This is a genomic window from Pseudomonas versuta (genome assembly GCF_001294575.1).
Classification (GTDB): Bacteria; Pseudomonadota; Gammaproteobacteria; order Pseudomonadales; family Pseudomonadaceae; genus Aquipseudomonas; species Aquipseudomonas versuta.
On the sequence record NZ_CP012676.1, the window covers coordinates 407636 to 422812 of the forward strand.

Genomic DNA, 15177 nt, shown 5'->3' on the forward strand with positions numbered 1-15177 from the left:
CTGCAAATGCTCAGGGCCGTTTCGTGCCCCGTCGCAGCCTGTGGCAGCGGCTACAAAACCCTGGCGGCTGCTTACTTCGGTGGATTGATCTTATCCACCAGTGCATAAGCGCGTCCGGTGGCCGGGCGTGCCTTGATACGCTGGAACCAGGCCTTCAATGCCGGGAAGTCATCCAGGTTCTGGCCCTGGAATTCATGGGGCACGATCCACGGATAGATGGCCATGTCGGCGATGCTGTAGTCGTCCCCGGCAACAAACTGACGACCCTCCAGCTGTTTGTTCAACACGCCATACAGGCGGGCTGTTTCATCGGTGTAGCGCTTGATCGCATAGGGGACTTTTTCGGGCGCGAAACGATTGAAGTGATGGTTTTGCCCGGCCATTGGCCCCAGCCCGCCCATTTGCCAGAACAGCCATTGCAGAGCCATTTGCCGGCCGCGCAAATCTTTGGGCAGGAACCGGCCGGTTTTTTCTGCGAGATACAGCAGGATCGCGCCGGACTCAAACAGCGACAGGGGATCGCCGCCGTCCCCGGGAGCCTGATCGACGATGGCCGGAATCCGATTGTTGGGGGATATCTTCAGAAAGGCAGGTTCGAATTGTTCGTTCTTGCCGATATTCACCGGATGCACGGTGTAGGGCAGGCCCGCCTCTTCAAGAAACAACGATATTTTGTGGCCGTTGGGGGTGGTCCAGTAATACAGATCGATCATGAAGGGCTCCAGAAGGGGATGTTCACGCAGTCGCAGCAGTTCACTGCGAACTGTCAGTTTTACCCTCAATGGCGCTCCGGATGAAAGTGTTTGCCGGGGCAGGTGGATTTTTTGAGGGCCACAAACACACACGCCGCACATGCCCAGGGCAGGTGCGGCGTGTGCAGGGCGCTTTTAAGTATCAGGCGCCGTGGCACTTCTTGAATTTTTTGCTGCTGCCACATGGGCAAGGGTCGTTGCGGCCAACGTCTTTGAGTTCGTTACGCACCGGCTCCTGGGGGGCATGGCCGCAATGCGGGCCATGCACGTGACCGTGGTCGTCATGGGCGTGATCATGATGATCGTGATCGTGGTTGCAGTCGGGGCCATGAACATGGGGTTGTTGGGTCATTACTCAATCACTCTGGAATAAAATCGGCAGGGATTATCTCGCCTTTGCGTATCAGGTGCACGTCGTTACCGTAGAACAGGCCGGTTTCGAGAGTGCCATCCAGCTGATAGGGGATGGGGACGGCAGGAGATTCAAGCAATTTGACCAGTGGGCGCACTTGTGGCCACAGGTTAGTCCGCACCGGCACCACGAACACGGTCTGGCTGTTTGGCTGGACGCTGAACCACTGGTCGTACTGACCTTCAGTCAGCTGGATCGTGCCCAAGTGAATTTTGTAGCTCAAAGCGCGCACAGTCAGGGTCGAGTCATTCGGATTGTCGACCCGCAAGTACAACTTGAAACGTTGCTCGAGCATTTTGGCCTTGACCAGCTCTACACGCACCAAGTGCACGTCCGGGTCTTTTTCGCCTGAATCAAACCAGGATGCGCAACCTGTAAGCGCCAGAATCATCATCAGGGCAATAGTTGTTATTCGGGCCCGAGAATCCATTCCTTATTCCCCTTTGTCGCTTTAGCTACCCAGGTAACTGGCGCAGCACTTTTTGAACTTGAGCCCGCTGGCGCATGGGCAGGCATCGTTGCGCCCGACCTTCAGTGGCACTGTGGGATCAATGAAGTACCAGCGTCCAGCACTTTGTACAAAAGATGACCGCTCGCGATGGCTGTGCTCGCCATTGGCATCGTGCCAGCGTGCGGTAAAGGTGACAAAGGCATGTTCGGGCTGGCCGCCGAATACTTCGCTGCTTTCAACCTCAAGTCCGAGCCAGGTGCTTTGTGCGCTCCAGTCGCCGATGGACTGACGATCAAGGCCGGCCTGCTGCACTGGCAGCGTGGTAGTGACCAGATAATCAATCAACCCCAGGACATAGGCGCTATAACGCGAACGCATCAGGGTTTCGGCGCTTGGGGCCGGATGCCCGGCGTGATAGTGCCCGCAGCAGGCGTCGAGCAAATTGCCGCTGCCACATGGGCAAATGGATGTACTCATCGGCTTACCACCAATACTTGCCAAAATTTTCCGGATTGGCCCAGAACCTGGCATTCAGCCAGTCGGGTACTTGTTTGTACTCGCGCAAGTCGTAAGTGAACAGGGTCAACACCTGTTCATCGCGCTGAAAACGCTCACTGCTTTGCAAGGCCAGCGCAAAGAAATCGGTGTCTTTCCAGTTACAGGCGCTCAGATCCGCCAATACCGCAATGCGGCTGGCGTTGAGATTGCGAATCCCGCCCAGTAGCTCCAGCCCGTGGCGCTTGGGCATATGCTCCAGGCAGTCGATCACCAGCGCCAGGTCAAAGCGCTGTGCGGCCAACTCTGCCGGTAAAGCGCCGGGGGCTGCGTGGGCGACAACAACTTCGGGATGCGTCTCCTGAAACGCTGCCAGCGCCGGAAACTGGCTGGCGCCGACCACGAGCAGGCGTTGTGGCGCATAACGCTCAAGCAGCGCCGCCAGTGCTTGCTGGGGTGTACGTGTAGAAATACCAGACGTCATCGAAAGTCCTCAATCAGAGCCCCCAAGACTAGCGCGCTGAAGCCCCGGGGCCTAGTGGGCACTTGCCCGTGCAGTGGCTTTGCTGGCGTATAACCCCGGCGGGGTCTTTACTTTCGGGGCATCGGCCCTACGCCGACCCCCAGGAGAGATCCCGTATGAGCATCATCAGGACAGCAGTACCTTTGATTGTTCTCACCAGTGTATTGACGGGCTGCGCCGGCTTGCAAAAAACCGACTGGCCTACCTGTGCAGCTGTCGGGGGCGTGGGCGGAGCGGCGCTTGGTGCAATAAACAGCACGGCCTGGGCGGGAGGTGGCGCGGTATTCGGTGCCGGTATGGCCGCGGCCTATTGCTGGGTGCATGGTGATGGCGACGCCGACGGCGATGGCGTTCCTGATAGCCGCGACAAGTGCCCGGACACGCCAAAAGGGGTGAAGGTCGATGCCGTAGGCTGCCCGATAGTCGCGGTAGTGGTGGTTGAAGAGGTGGTAGTGGTCAAGGAAGAAACCATCGTGGTGCGCGATGTGCACTTCGAGTTCAACTCGGCCAGGCTGACCGCCGCTGACAAGGAAAAACTCAATGTGATTGCGGCGCGCCTGAAAAAGGACGCCGCCAATGCTCAGCTTAAAGTCACAGGCTATACCGACAGCGTCGGTAACGATGCCTACAACCTCAAGCTGTCCAAAGAACGGGCGAAATCGGTGGTCGAATACCTGATCAGCAGTGGTGTGCCGCGCAATCAGTTTGTATCCGTAGCCGGTGGTGGCGAATCGAATCCGGTGGCCAGTAATCAAACCCCGGAAGGACGAGCCTTGAACCGCCGTACCGAGATTCAGATCATTCGTTAAAGTCGCTCGTGCGCTTTGGCGAAAACCTCGGGCCAGAGCGCAATTTCAAGCGTTCGCAGGAGTTGCAGGTTTAATCAGACAGATCAAACCTGCGACGTATTTTTTTTGCAAAGTTCACTGGCGTCTGCCTCCTGCGAGCCGTTAATGTGCGCTCAAAGAAAAACACAAAAGGTCAGTGGTATGAAGGTGCTTTGGGGGCTGGGGAAAGTTCTGACGTTGTTGTTTTGGGCCGTTGCGTTGATCAACATTTTTAAACCGCTGATCAACCCGTTCGATTTATTGATTAATCTGGCTGGCAGTCTGTTGCTGCTGACCCATGTTCTTGAGTTGCTGTTGTTCAACAGCAGCCTGCGCGATCGCCCGCATGCCTGGCGTGATCGCCTTTACATCCTTGTGGTTGGAATACTTCACGTGCAAACCCTTCGCAATTCTTCCAAACGAGACGACAGCCATGCGTAAGATTTGCCTGCTGGCCACTTTGTGCAGCCCTTTTGCCCATGCTGACGTGGTGATGGTTGAAGCCAATTCCATGATGCGCCTGCCGGCTAACGCCAGTGTCCTGCAACTGGAAAGACTTGAAGTGGCTGACTACGGCACGCTGCTGATTCCGGCCGGCGTTACCCGGGTCAACATCGACCAGTTGCATTTGGGCCGCGAGGCACGCATCACCCTGGTACCGGCCGAGGGCGGCATTGAACTGCGGGTGGCCCAGGCTAAACTCGACGAAGGCAGTCAAATCAATGCGCGTGGAGCCCCGGGCACTTTCGAGAAGCCTGCGCGGCCGGCACGTGATTTGAATGTACGTATCGAATCGCTGCAAGCGCCGCAATTAGTCATTGATGCCCGTGGCGGCACGGGTGCACCGGGTTTTGCCGGGCTCGACGGCGGTAATGGCGAGGCGCCGGGTTGTACCTGGGGGGCTGCGGGTGCCGGAGCCAATGGCGACAACGGCGGGAATGGCCAGGCCGGTGCAGCCGGTGCGAATGTGCGTCTTGAGTTGCCCGCTAGTTATCCTGGCGAACTGATCAGCGTGCGGGTTGATGGCGGAGCCGGGGGCAAGCCAGGGGAAGCCGGACGTGCGGGGGCAGGCGGTAAATCCAAAGGCTGCTTTGTGTACCGCACTGATGGCGGTAAATCCGGTCGTGCCGGAATTGCCGGGCAACCGGGAGAGGCTGGGAGCGCCGGCCAGGTGACGATTCAGCGTTTGTAACCTTATTGCCGTGCCCCGGGATCCGCTGAACCGGGCACGGCTGGCCACCCTTCAAAACATGGGGCGCGCTGCTGCAATCCCCACCACGACCAGCCCCACAATCAAATTACATCCCACCAGGCGCCGGATCCGGCCCATCACTGCCGCGCCTGCCGCCCACTGTTCATCCAGCACCGCCTTGCGCAACTCTGGCAGTTGCAGCGACTGGACCCGGATAAACAAGGCCACCATTACAATGTACAAGCCCATCATGATCTGTACATAACGCGGGGCCGTTTCGAAACCGCTAAAGCGCAACTGCAACAGGCCTACACCGCTTATCGGCAAAATCACCACGGCCACCCACACCCAGACAAAAAACCGTTGAAACACTTCTACCCACAGTTTTAACCGGGCCGGGCCTTCAAGGGCCGTCACAGCTGCCGGGCGCAGGATCATCCAGGCAAAAAACATACCTCCTACCCAGGTCAGGGCGGCCAGTAAATGCAGGCTGTAGGCGAGGCTAAAGGCGGTCATTGGGGTACTCCGTTCGGCGCAGGATGAATTAGCGGGGTATGATAGCGGCCATTCGAACCACTGAAAATTTATCCAGCGTTTCTCGCGCCCGAAGAACCATGATTAGTAACGAACTAAAATCCCAGATCCAGGGCGCTTACTCGCGTTTTCTCGAAGCCAAGAGCCTCAAGCCGCGCTACGGCCAACGTTTGATGATCGCCGAAGTGGCCAAAGTGCTGGGCGATATCGACACTGATGAAGAAGGCCACCGCAGTGGCGATCCGGCTGTGGTCGCTGTTGAGGCCGGTACCGGTACCGGCAAGACTGTCGCCTATAGCCTGGCGGCCATTCCTACGGCCAAGGCCGCCGGTAAACGCCTGGTCATCGCCACGGCCACCGTCGCGCTGCAAGAGCAGATCGTCTACAAGGACCTCCCCGACCTCATGCGTAACAGCGGGCTGAACTTCAGCTTTGCGCTGGCCAAGGGGCGCGGGCGCTACATGTGTCTGTCCAAACTCGACATGCTGCTGCAAGAAGGCCACGCGCAAACCGCGACAGCGCAGCTGTTCGAGGAAGAAGGCTTCAAGATTGAAGTCGATGAGGCCAGTCAGAAACTGTTCACCAGCATGATCGAGAAGCTTGCCGGTAATAAATGGGACGGTGATCGCGACAGCTGGCCCCAGGCTCTGGAAGATCAGGACTGGGCGCGCCTGACCACCGACCACAGCCAGTGCACCAATCGTCATTGCCCGAATTTCGGCCAGTGCGCCTTTTACAAGGCCCGCGAAGGCATGAGCAAGGTGGATGTGATTGTCACCAACCATGACATGGTGCTTGCAGATCTGGCGCTGGGGGGCGGTGCAGTGCTGCCTGACCCGCGTGACACGCTGTACGTGTTCGACGAAGGGCACCACTTGCCGGACAAGGCCATTGGCCATTTCGCCCACTACACCCGCTTGCGCTCAACTGCCGACTGGCTTGAGCAAACAGCCAAAAACCTCACCAAGCTGCTGGCCCAGCATCCGCTGCCGGGAGACCTGGGGCGTTTGCTGGAGCAGGTGCCGGAGCTGGCGAAAGAGATCAAGGCCCAGCAGCAGTTCATGTTCACCGCCTGTGAACAAATCGCCGACTTCAAGGTAGGCGAAGAGCCAGAGGGGCGTGAGCGCCCGCGCCATCGCTTTATCGGCGGCTTGATCCCCGATCACATGCGTGAAATGGGGATCGAGCTGAAGAAAGGTTTTTCGCGTCTGACCGACCTGTTCACCCGCCTGACGGAAATCCTCAAGGACGGCATGGACGGCGAGGTCAATATTGGCATCACCAGCAATCAGGCCGAAGAATGGTACCCGCTGTTCGGCAGCCTGCTGTCCCGTGCCCAGGGCAACTGGGAGCTTTGGACGGCCTTTACCACCGAAGACCCCCAGGACAGCCCGCCCATGGCGCGCTGGATGACCCTGGCTGAAAGTGGTTCGCTGTTTGATATCGAGGTCAATGCCAGCCCCATCCTTGCGGCCGAAATGCTCCGTCGCAACTTGTGGAACGTGGCTTACGGCGCTCTGGTGACGTCGGCCACCCTGACTGCGCTGGGTACCTTCGACCGCTTCCGCATGCGCGCCGGATTGCCCAAGGCCGCCGTCACGGCGGTGGTGCCGAGTCCGTTCCATCACGCCGATGCCGGTGTCTTGCGGGTGCCGGACCTTAAGGCCGATCCGCGGGATGCGGTGGCCCATACCGCCGCGATCATTCGTGATCTGCCCGGTCTGGTAGAAGGTTCGCGGGGTACGCTGGTGCTGTTTTCCTCGCGCAAGCAAATGCAGGACGTGTTTGACGGCCTGGAGCGCGACTGGCGCAAGCAAGTGTTTATCCAGGGCAACCTGTCCAAACAGGAAACCCTCAACAAGCACAAGGCGCGGGTAGATGGTGGGGACTCGAGCGTACTGTTCGGCCTGGCCAGCTTCGCCGAGGGGGTGGATTTGCCCGGCGCCTATTGCGAGCACGTGGTGATCGCCAAAATCCCGTTCTCGGTACCTGATGACCCCGTCGAAGCAGCCCTGGCCGAGTGGATCGAAGCACGGGGTGGCAATCCATTCATGGAGATCTCGGTGCCGGACGCTTCACTCAAGCTGGTTCAGGCCTGCGGGCGCCTGCTACGCACCGAGCAGGATCGCGGCACTATTACATTGCTCGACCGGCGGCTGGTCACCCAGCGCTATGGCAAGGCGATCCTCAATGCCTTGCCACCTTTTCGTCGCGAGATTTCTTAAGCACAAGTCGGCGTCTTCGCCGGCTTTGCTGTCTATGCTGTTTCTTCAACACCTCACAGGCTTGTTTTCGGCCGTTTGGGAGAACCTGATCCATATGATTCGCCGTTCCTTGTCTGCTGTTCTTGCGTTGCTGGTCACAACCCCGCTATTGGCGGCACCTGCCGGTCAACAAACCTTGTTCAACTTCGTTCGCCCTGCCGATGTGGTGCAAGTGGTGACCGTGGATGCGAGCTTGCCGCAATACAACGCGGAGCAAACGGCGGAAGGCGAAGTATTGCGGCGCGTGACCTTTAACCCCGCTGCGGTACCAAGCCTGCGTTTAACCCCGCAAGCCGGGGCGTGGGACTGGTCACAGTCGGGGATGATGACCCTGCGTATCCAGAATGCGATGAACTGGGCGCTTACCCTTGATGTGACCGTGCAAAGCAATAACGGCAAGACCCTCACCAGCCGGGTCGACTTGCCTGCCGGGCCGGCGCAGACCCTGTTGCTGCCGTTGCAGGCGAACTCGCCGCACACTCAGGGGATGCGTGCGGGGCCGCCGATGCCAATGACGGTCGACGGGCAACGTATCTTGCTGGCTACCACCCAGGGTGAAATTGATCGCAGCCAGGTGGTATCGGTTACCTTATCGATCCCGCAACCGAACGCCGCGCAAAGCATTTTGCTCGAGCGCTTTGGTGTGCAGGACGGCGCCGGGGTGATCAAAACGGTGTACGGCTCGATCGTGGATGGTTACGGCCAGTCGACCCGGGCCAAATGGCCGGAGCGGGTAGCCAATGACGAACAGCTCAAGGGCGCCGCAGCCAAAGAACAGCAGCTTCTCAAGGGCTGGCTGGCCAAGCGGGCGGATCAGGACAAATTTGGTGGTTCGCTGAAAGGTCCAGGGTTCAAGGCAACCGGCTTTTTTTATACCGAAAAACGCAATGGTCGCTGGAACCTGGTGACGCCTGAAGGTCATCCGTTTTATTCGTTGGGGCTCAATGCCGTGACGGCCAACGACAGCCAGACCTACGTTGCCGGGCGTGAGTGGATGTTCACCGATCTGCCTGAGCAAGGCGCTCCTCTGGCCGGTTATTACGGTTCATCGAACAGTAACAACGGTAATGGCTCCGCGCAGGGGCGAGGTTACAACGTAGGGCGCTGGTACAACTTCTATGGCGCCAACCTGCAACGGATTTATGGTGAGCCCTGCGTTGGCGGCAAAACAGTTCCCGGTGCTGATCCTGTTATGCCGTGTGCGCCAGAAGTCATTGATGCCAAGCGCTGGCAGGAGCACGCCCTGGATCGCCTGCAAGCCTGGGGCTTTAACACCATTGGCAACTGGAGCGACCCGCAACTGGGGCTCAACGATCGCGTGCCTTATACCTTGCCGCTGTCGATTGTCGGTGACTATGCCAGCATCAGCACCGGTGCCGACTGGTGGGGCGGCATGCCTGATCCGTTTGATCCGCGCTTTGCCATGGCCACCGAGCGTGCCGTGGCCATTGCTGCCCGTGACCACCGGGATGACCCATGGCTGATCGGCTATTTTGCTGACAACGAACTGGCCTGGGCCGGCCCCGGTAATGATCCTGCATCGCGCTATGCACTGGCCCTGGGCACCTTGCGCCTGACCACTGACGTGCCGGCCAAGCGCGCATTCCTCAAGCAGTTGCGCGACAAGTACCGTAACCAGCAAGGCCTGTCCAAAGCCTGGGGTGTCGAGATCCCGGCGTGGGAGTTAATGGAAGACCCGGGTTTCGAGGCGCCGCTGCCCAACGCCGAACATCCGGAAATTGAAGCGGACTATCAGTACTTCCAAAAAGTCTTCGCCGATACCTATTTCAAGACCATTTCCGATTCGCTGAAGTGGCATGCACCCAACCACTTGTTGTTGGGCGGACGCTTTGCCGTGAGCACGCCCGAAGCAGTCGCTGCGTGCGCCAGGTACTGCGACGTGCTGAGTTTCAACTTCTACACCTTGCAGCCGCAGGACGGTTATGACTTCGCCAAACTGCGCGAACTGGACAAGCCGGTGATGATCACTGAGTTCAACTTTGGCTCCCGCGACCGTGGTCCGTTCTGGGGGGGCATGACCGAGGTGGCCAACGAAGAAGCTCGCGGGCCGGCCTACGCCAGGTTTCTCAAGCAGGCAGTAGCTGAGCCTTCGATTGTCGGCGTGCACTGGTTTCAGTACCTGGATCAGCCTGTGACCGGCCGCCTGCTTGATGGCGAGAATGGACACTTCGGCATGATCGGTATCACCGACCTGCCGTTTACCGGCTTTGTCGACAGCGTTCGCAAGACCAACCTACAGGCCCTCGATCAGCTCGGCCAAGAAGCCGCCAAGGCGCAGGTTGATGCAGATCAAGCCACCAGGGCTCCGGTGCATGCTCCTCAGGAAGGGAGTGCCGGAGGCTCTGGCCCGGGTCATGCAGGCGGTCATTCGGGTAAAGGCCACTAATTATGTAACTCCGATCAGTGGCGATGTATTTCGTCGCTCTCGGGTTTGAGCACCTTTCATATTTCCATTTGAAAACTAAGGTCTTCCACTCAACTGGATGGAGACTTCGAAATGGATGCGAAAGGGAAGTGTGTGAGTGGGTTCGAAGCCGTTCAGCGTGCCTTTGAAGAAATCTTTGATGATCCGCAAGAGCGTGGCGGCGGAGTCTGTGTGCAGGTCGCTGGCGAAACCGTTGTCGACCTTTGGGCCGGCGTGGCGGATTTGGAGGGCCGCAAGCCCTGGAATCACGACACGTTGGTCAACTCCTATTGCAGCATCAAGCCCTTTGCTGCTGTCGCCGCCTTGATGTTGGTCGAGGAGGGCAAGCTGGAGCTGGATGCACCGATTGCCCGGTACTGGCCCGAATTTGCCCAGAGTTCCAAAGATCGAGTCACGTTGCGCCAAGTGTTATGTCACACCGCAGGGGTTTCAGGACTGCGCCTGCCTGATCATAGCGACATTATGTATGACTGGGAGGCGATGATTGGAGTTATGGCTGCCGAGCCACTCTGGTGGGAGCCAGGGTCAGATTTGGGCTATGGCGCCTGGACCTTCGGCTGGATTGTCGGCGAGGTGATTCGTCGGGTTGATGGTCGCGATCCAACCACTTTTATCGCCGAGCGCATTTCCAGGCCTAACGGTCTCGATGTGCATATGGGGGTTGCTGTGGAAGATTTTTATCGTATTGCTTACTTCAGTCACGCCCAGGGCCGTGTGGGTGATCAGTTCGCTCAAGACCTGCGTAATATCATCCTTTCTGAACCCGAGCACGTGGCTGCATTGACGTTCACTAACCCTCCTTTTGGTCCACGATTTACCTCGGACCCGCGCTGGTGGGCCCTTCGCCATCCCGGCCTGAACAGCCACAGTACCGCCCATGGTCTGGCCGGGTTCTACAGCGCTCTGTTGGGCGGACGTCTGATCGGCCCGGAGTTGCTCAAGGAGTTTTATCGTGAGCAAAGCAAGCGCGTGGATCGCACGTTGTTGCGACCCATGCGTTACGGGCTGGGCTGCATGATGGAACACCCGGATGACCCGAGCGCCTCGTACTGCATGGGGCCCAATGCCTTCGGCCACGTGGGCCTGGGCGGCCCGGTCAGCTTTGCCGATCCGGACAGTGATGTCACCTTTGGCTTTGTCACCAATACGATGGGCAGTCATGTATTGATGGATCCGCGGGCGCGAAAACTGGCCACTTTGGCCTACGCAGCGCTTTAAATCGCTGCAGCATCAGGTTTGTTCGCGTAGCAGTCGGCGCGGTTATCCGCTCGGGTGCAGCCTGTTATCGCGAGCAAACGTGCTGCCGTAGATCTCGAGGAATTTCACGAAAAATCCACTCTCGGGCTGATACCTTCTGCGCCGACTGCGTAATGCACAAAAATTGTGCGTTCGTAGCGGTTTGCTCTGTTTCAAAATCTCACAGGGACTGGAACAATGCATGCCTTGTAGAGCCATGCTTGATCCAGGAGGTAGGGGTGCAGATTCAGGGTTTTCACGACCTTAAGTTCGAAACCGTGCGTGAGGCTTTTGCCGATCTGTTCAGTGATCCGCAAGAGCGCGGTGCGGCACTGTGTATCCAGATCGGTGGTGAAACCGTGCTCGACCTGTGGGCCGGAACGGCTGACAAGGATGGCGAGCAGCCCTGGCACACCGACACCATCGCCAATCTGTTTTCCTGTACCAAAACCTTCACTGCCGTGACTGCATTGCAACTGGTGGAGGAAGGCAAGCTGGAGCTTGATGTGCCGGTAGCCCGGTACTGGCCGGAGTTCGCTGCTGCGGGCAAAGAGTCGATCACATTACGTCAGTTGTTGAGCCATCGTGCCGGCTTGCCAGCTTTGCGTGAGTCAATGCCGGCGGCTGCCTTGTATGAATGGCAGACCATGGCGGATGCACTTGCTGCTGAAGCCCCGTGGTGGACGCCTGGCGAAGGGCACGGTTACGCCGCAATCACTTATGGCTGGTTGGTGGGCGAGTTGATTCGCCGGGCCGACGGGCGCAGTGCGGGCCAATCGATAATGGCGCGTACCGCCAGGCCTTTGGGGCTGGATTTTCATGTCGGGCTGGCGGATGAAGAGTTTTATCGAGTGGCCCATATCGCTCGCAGCAAGGGCACGATGGGCGATGCGGCAGCGCAGCGTCTGTTGAAAGCGATGATGAACGAACCCGCTTCAATCAGCACTCGGGCATTCACCAACCCACCGTCTATCATGACCAGTACCAATAAACCGGAGTGGCGCCGGATGGAGCAGCCAGCAGCCAATGGCCACGGCAATGCCAGGAGTCTGGCGGGTTTCTACAGCGGTTTGCTGGATGGCAGTTTGCTCGAAGCCGAAATGCTCGAGCAACTGACCCGCGAGCACAGTGTTGGGCCGGATAAAACCTTGTTGACCCAAACCCGCTTTGGGCTGGGCTGCATGTTGGATCAGCCGGATGTGGCCAACGCGACCTATGGCCTGGGGCCCAAGGCGTTTGGTCATCCCGGAGCGGGCGGGTCGATAGGTTTTGCCGACCCGGATAGGGATGTGGCTTTTGGATTTGTTACCAATACACTGGGACCTTATGTATTGATGGATCCTCGGGCGCAAAAGCTGGTGAAAGTCTTGGCGCAGTGTCTATGACTGGGTTTTAGTAGGCCGTAGGTCGGAACCCTGTAGCTTTTATGCGTTCAATACGTTTTTTTATATGGGCATAGCGCCTTTTTATTCTTAATTCATTGTGTGGATATTCAATGTCATCTAATAAGACCCTCGCTCTGGCTCTTTGCCTGGCTATTACCGGTTGCGCACAAACTCCACAGAATGACGCCGCAGGTGGCCACAAATGGTGGCAGCTGGGCTCTTCCGACCAAGCGTCGACGCCTTCCGATAAAAGCGTCAGCGCACCTTCCAAGCCTGCAGACACTAAAGTAACTGCGCCGGCTGCCAAAGTCGCCGCAGCGCCTGCCCCAGCTTCCCATGCTGGTGCTCCAGTCGTGACCGAAGCCAAAGACAGCGGTTCCAGCTGGTGGCCATTTGGTTCTGACTCGGCCAAAAAAGATGCGCCGGCGGATAAAGACAAAGTTGTGGCCGCCGCGGTTGTGGCCCCGGCTGCGGCCTCTACCAAGAACTGGTGGTGGCCGTTTGGTAGCGATGCCAAAGATACCAAGGCCGCAACGGTCGGCGTGATTCCAATGCCGGACCCGAAAATCACTCAGGCCTGGCTGGACGAGTACGAACCTCGTCTGCGTGCAGCAATCAAGGACACCAACCTGCAACTGGAACGTCGCGAAAGCTTGCTGGTAATCGTTGCTTCGGCAGACAGCTCTTTCAAGGCGACGCGCCCGGATTTGTTGATGCCATCCATGCTTGGCCCGTTCACCCGTGTCGCTAAAGTGGTTGAAGGTGATCCCAAGACTGCCGTACTGGTACTTGGTCATGCGGATGCCACTGGCGCCATGGCTGCCAATACACGCCTGAGCCTGGATCGTGCCAAATCAGTAGCGGCGATCTTCCGTATGAGCGGTTTGCAAAGTAATCGCCTGACCCTGCGTGGCATGGGTTCGGTAATGCCACGTGCGGCTAACGACAGCAATGAAGGTCGTGCACTGAACCGCCGGGTTGAAATCCTGATGACGCCTCAAGCCACCATGGTCGCGTTGGTCAGCAAGTACAGCCAGCCTGCCTTGTCCCCTGCAGATCTGGTTGCGGTGCAACCGGCTGTTGCGCCATCGGCTATCAAAAAATCCGCTGCTCCTGCTAAAAAGTCGGTTGTCGCCAAAAAAGGCACACCGGCTAAAAAAGCAGCGAAGCCTGCTCCAGCCAAAAAACCGGTAGTGGCCAAAGCGAATACCGCTAAAAAAGTGGTTGCTAACGATCAGGCCAAGAACTGATTGATTCAGGAAAGGATTGGGGCATGACTCAAGCGCTGGCAGATATGCGCCGTGATTACACCCGCGACGGGCTGGCCGAGGCTCAGGCCCCGGGCGAGCCTTTCGCGCTGTTTCACCAGTGGTTCAACGATGCGGTGAGCACCGAACAGCCACCGGTCGAGGCCAATGCCATGACCCTGGCAACGGTTGATGAGCAAGGTCGCCCGCACTGCCGGGTGCTCTTGCTTAAAGGGCTGGATGAACAGGGTTTTACCTTTTTCACCAACTACACCAGCGCCAAGGGGCAGCAACTGGCAGCACGTCCTTTTGCTGCCATGACCTTTTTCTGGCCAACCCTGGAGCGTCAGGTGCGTATCGAGGGCAGGGTGGTCAAGGTTTCGGCTAAAGAGTCCGATGCCTACTATCAGGTTCGCCCCTTGGGTAGCCGGATTGGTGCCTGGGCTTCGCCGCAAAGTCAGGTGATTGCTGACCGTGAAGCGTTGGCCGAGCTGCTTAAAGCGACAGAGTTGCGCTTCAGTGATACCCAGCCACACTGCCCTGAACACTGGGGCGGCTTCCGGCTATTGCCCGAGCGTATCGAGTTCTGGCAAGGCCGCCCAAGCCGTTTGCATGACCGGCTGAACTATCGTTTTGATGGTGCTCGCTGGACCCGTGAACGGCTGGCGCCCTAACGTCGACAGCGGCTGATGGCGTGCAATGCAAAACAGCAATTACACGCTACCCTTTACAGAAGTTTTTAGATGGCTATCAGTTCTGTCCAGGCTGTACAGGTGCTGAAGAAAGGCTGTTTATCTGCGCCGTGCGGTGACAGGCCCCCGGCAGCGGAGTTTAATGTTTCCCTGATCTTTTGGAGTTGATTCTATGCGTAAGTCCGTACTGTTAGTTGCTGCTTTTTCGACCATGACAGTTCTGTTGGGCGGCTGCACCTCAAGCTTGACCGGCGACACCTACTCGCGCGATGAAGCGCGCCGTGTACAAACCGTTCGCATGGGCACCATCGTTGCCTTGCGCCCGGTACAGATTGAAGGCACCAAGACACCAATCGGTGCTGCAACAGGTGCAGTTATCGGCGGTGTTGGCGGCAGCGCAATCGGCGGCGGTCGTGGCAGCATCGTAACCGCGGTAATCGGTGCAGTAGCCGGTGGCCTGCTGGGCTCGGCAGCCGAATCTGGCCTGACCAAGACCCAAGGTGTAGAAATCACCGTACGTGAAGACGACGGCAGCACCCGTGCCTATGTACAGCAAGTCGAGCCGAACCAGGTGTTCCGTACCGGCGAGCGTGTACGCATCATGACCGTTGATGGTACTAGCCGCGTTACCCAGTAAGTTTGTGCGACAGCGCTAAAAACAAAACCCCGGCCAGTTCGAACTGGCCGGGGTTTTTTATTTATCTATGACATACCGGTGGGA

16 protein-coding genes are annotated in these 15177 nt (G+C 58.2%); 10 read left to right on the forward strand and 6 right to left on the reverse strand.

Annotated elements, in window-relative coordinates:
- Positions 1-71: 71 nt before the first annotated feature.
- From AOC04_RS01890 to AOC04_RS01910, 5 genes are all read right to left on the reverse strand, one after another.
- Entirely contained in the window at positions 72-713 is a 642-nt protein-coding gene (locus AOC04_RS01890) for a glutathione binding-like protein (RefSeq protein ID WP_060690905.1), read from the reverse strand.
- A 181-nt stretch (positions 714-894) separates the two neighbouring features.
- Positions 895-1104 carry an SEC-C metal-binding domain-containing protein gene (locus AOC04_RS23245; RefSeq protein WP_073508898.1) on the reverse strand — a complete coding sequence of 70 codons (210 nt, stop codon included), beginning with the start codon at positions 1102-1104 and terminating at the stop codon, positions 895-897.
- A gap of 7 nt (positions 1105-1111) precedes the next feature.
- Positions 1112-1594 carry an LEA/WHy family protein gene (locus AOC04_RS01900; RefSeq protein WP_060690907.1) on the reverse strand — a complete coding sequence of 161 codons (483 nt, stop codon included), beginning with the start codon at positions 1592-1594 and terminating at the stop codon, positions 1112-1114.
- A 21-nt stretch (positions 1595-1615) separates the two neighbouring features.
- Positions 1616-2092, reverse strand: a complete 477-nt coding sequence (locus tag AOC04_RS01905; RefSeq protein WP_060690908.1) for a YchJ family protein — start codon at positions 2090-2092, stop codon at positions 1616-1618.
- 4 nt (positions 2093-2096) lie between these two features.
- Complete coding sequence (locus AOC04_RS01910; protein WP_060690909.1) at positions 2097-2594, reverse strand: DUF6231 family protein; 498 nt, start codon at positions 2592-2594, stop codon at positions 2097-2099.
- Positions 2595-2749: 155 nt separating this feature from the next.
- Between AOC04_RS01910 and AOC04_RS01915 the strand changes: the two genes are divergently transcribed.
- The 3 genes from AOC04_RS01915 to AOC04_RS01925 all read left to right on the forward strand — a co-directional run bounded on the left by AOC04_RS01915 (position 2750) and on the right by AOC04_RS01925 (position 4652).
- A complete protein-coding gene (locus tag AOC04_RS01915; RefSeq protein ID WP_060690910.1) occupies positions 2750-3442 on the forward strand; it encodes a PA1041 family peptidoglycan-binding anchor lipoprotein in 693 nt (230 codons plus the stop codon).
- 180 nt (positions 3443-3622) lie between these two features.
- Positions 3623-3901, forward strand: coding sequence for a DUF1145 domain-containing protein (locus AOC04_RS01920; protein WP_060690911.1), 279 nt, complete (start codon positions 3623-3625; stop codon positions 3899-3901).
- Entirely contained in the window at positions 3894-4652 is a 759-nt protein-coding gene (locus AOC04_RS01925; RefSeq protein WP_060690912.1) for a hypothetical protein, read from the forward strand. Before AOC04_RS01920 ends, AOC04_RS01925 begins: the two co-directional genes overlap by 8 nt.
- 51 nt (positions 4653-4703) lie before the next feature.
- Here the strand turns inward: AOC04_RS01925 and AOC04_RS01930 are convergent, their stop codons facing one another.
- The gene (locus AOC04_RS01930; RefSeq protein ID WP_060690913.1) at positions 4704-5168 is read right to left on the reverse strand and encodes a CopD family protein; all 465 of its coding nucleotides are present in this window, start codon (positions 5166-5168) and stop codon (positions 4704-4706) included.
- Positions 5169-5266: 98 nt separating this feature from the next.
- Here AOC04_RS01930 and dinG point away from each other — a divergent pair, with 98 nt between their 5' ends.
- The 7 genes from dinG to AOC04_RS01965 all read left to right on the forward strand — a co-directional run bounded on the left by dinG (position 5267) and on the right by AOC04_RS01965 (position 15093).
- Positions 5267-7411: an ATP-dependent DNA helicase DinG gene (gene dinG / locus AOC04_RS01935; protein ID WP_060690914.1), complete on the forward strand. Its 2145-nt coding sequence runs from the start codon at positions 5267-5269 to the stop codon at positions 7409-7411.
- 94 nt (positions 7412-7505) lie between these two features.
- Positions 7506-9857: a beta-galactosidase gene (locus tag AOC04_RS01940; RefSeq protein ID WP_060696845.1), complete on the forward strand. Its 2352-nt coding sequence runs from the start codon at positions 7506-7508 to the stop codon at positions 9855-9857.
- A 111-nt stretch (positions 9858-9968) separates the two neighbouring features.
- Positions 9969-11114 (forward strand): serine hydrolase domain-containing protein, encoded by a 1146-nt coding sequence (locus AOC04_RS01945; RefSeq protein WP_060690915.1) that lies wholly within the window; start codon positions 9969-9971, stop codon positions 11112-11114.
- 257 nt (positions 11115-11371) lie between these two features.
- Positions 11372-12517, forward strand: a complete 1146-nt coding sequence (locus AOC04_RS01950) for a serine hydrolase domain-containing protein (RefSeq protein WP_060690916.1) — start codon at positions 11372-11374, stop codon at positions 12515-12517.
- Positions 12518-12627: 110 nt separating this feature from the next.
- Positions 12628-13767 (forward strand): OmpA family protein, encoded by a 1140-nt coding sequence (locus tag AOC04_RS01955; protein WP_060690917.1) that lies wholly within the window; start codon positions 12628-12630, stop codon positions 13765-13767.
- Between the two features lie 23 nt (positions 13768-13790).
- Positions 13791-14438, forward strand: coding sequence for a pyridoxamine 5'-phosphate oxidase (gene pdxH / locus AOC04_RS01960; RefSeq protein ID WP_060690918.1), 648 nt, complete (start codon positions 13791-13793; stop codon positions 14436-14438).
- A 190-nt stretch (positions 14439-14628) separates the two neighbouring features.
- Positions 14629-15093: an outer membrane lipoprotein gene (locus AOC04_RS01965; protein ID WP_003443142.1), complete on the forward strand. Its 465-nt coding sequence runs from the start codon at positions 14629-14631 to the stop codon at positions 15091-15093.
- The last annotated feature ends 84 nt before the right edge of the window (positions 15094-15177 follow it).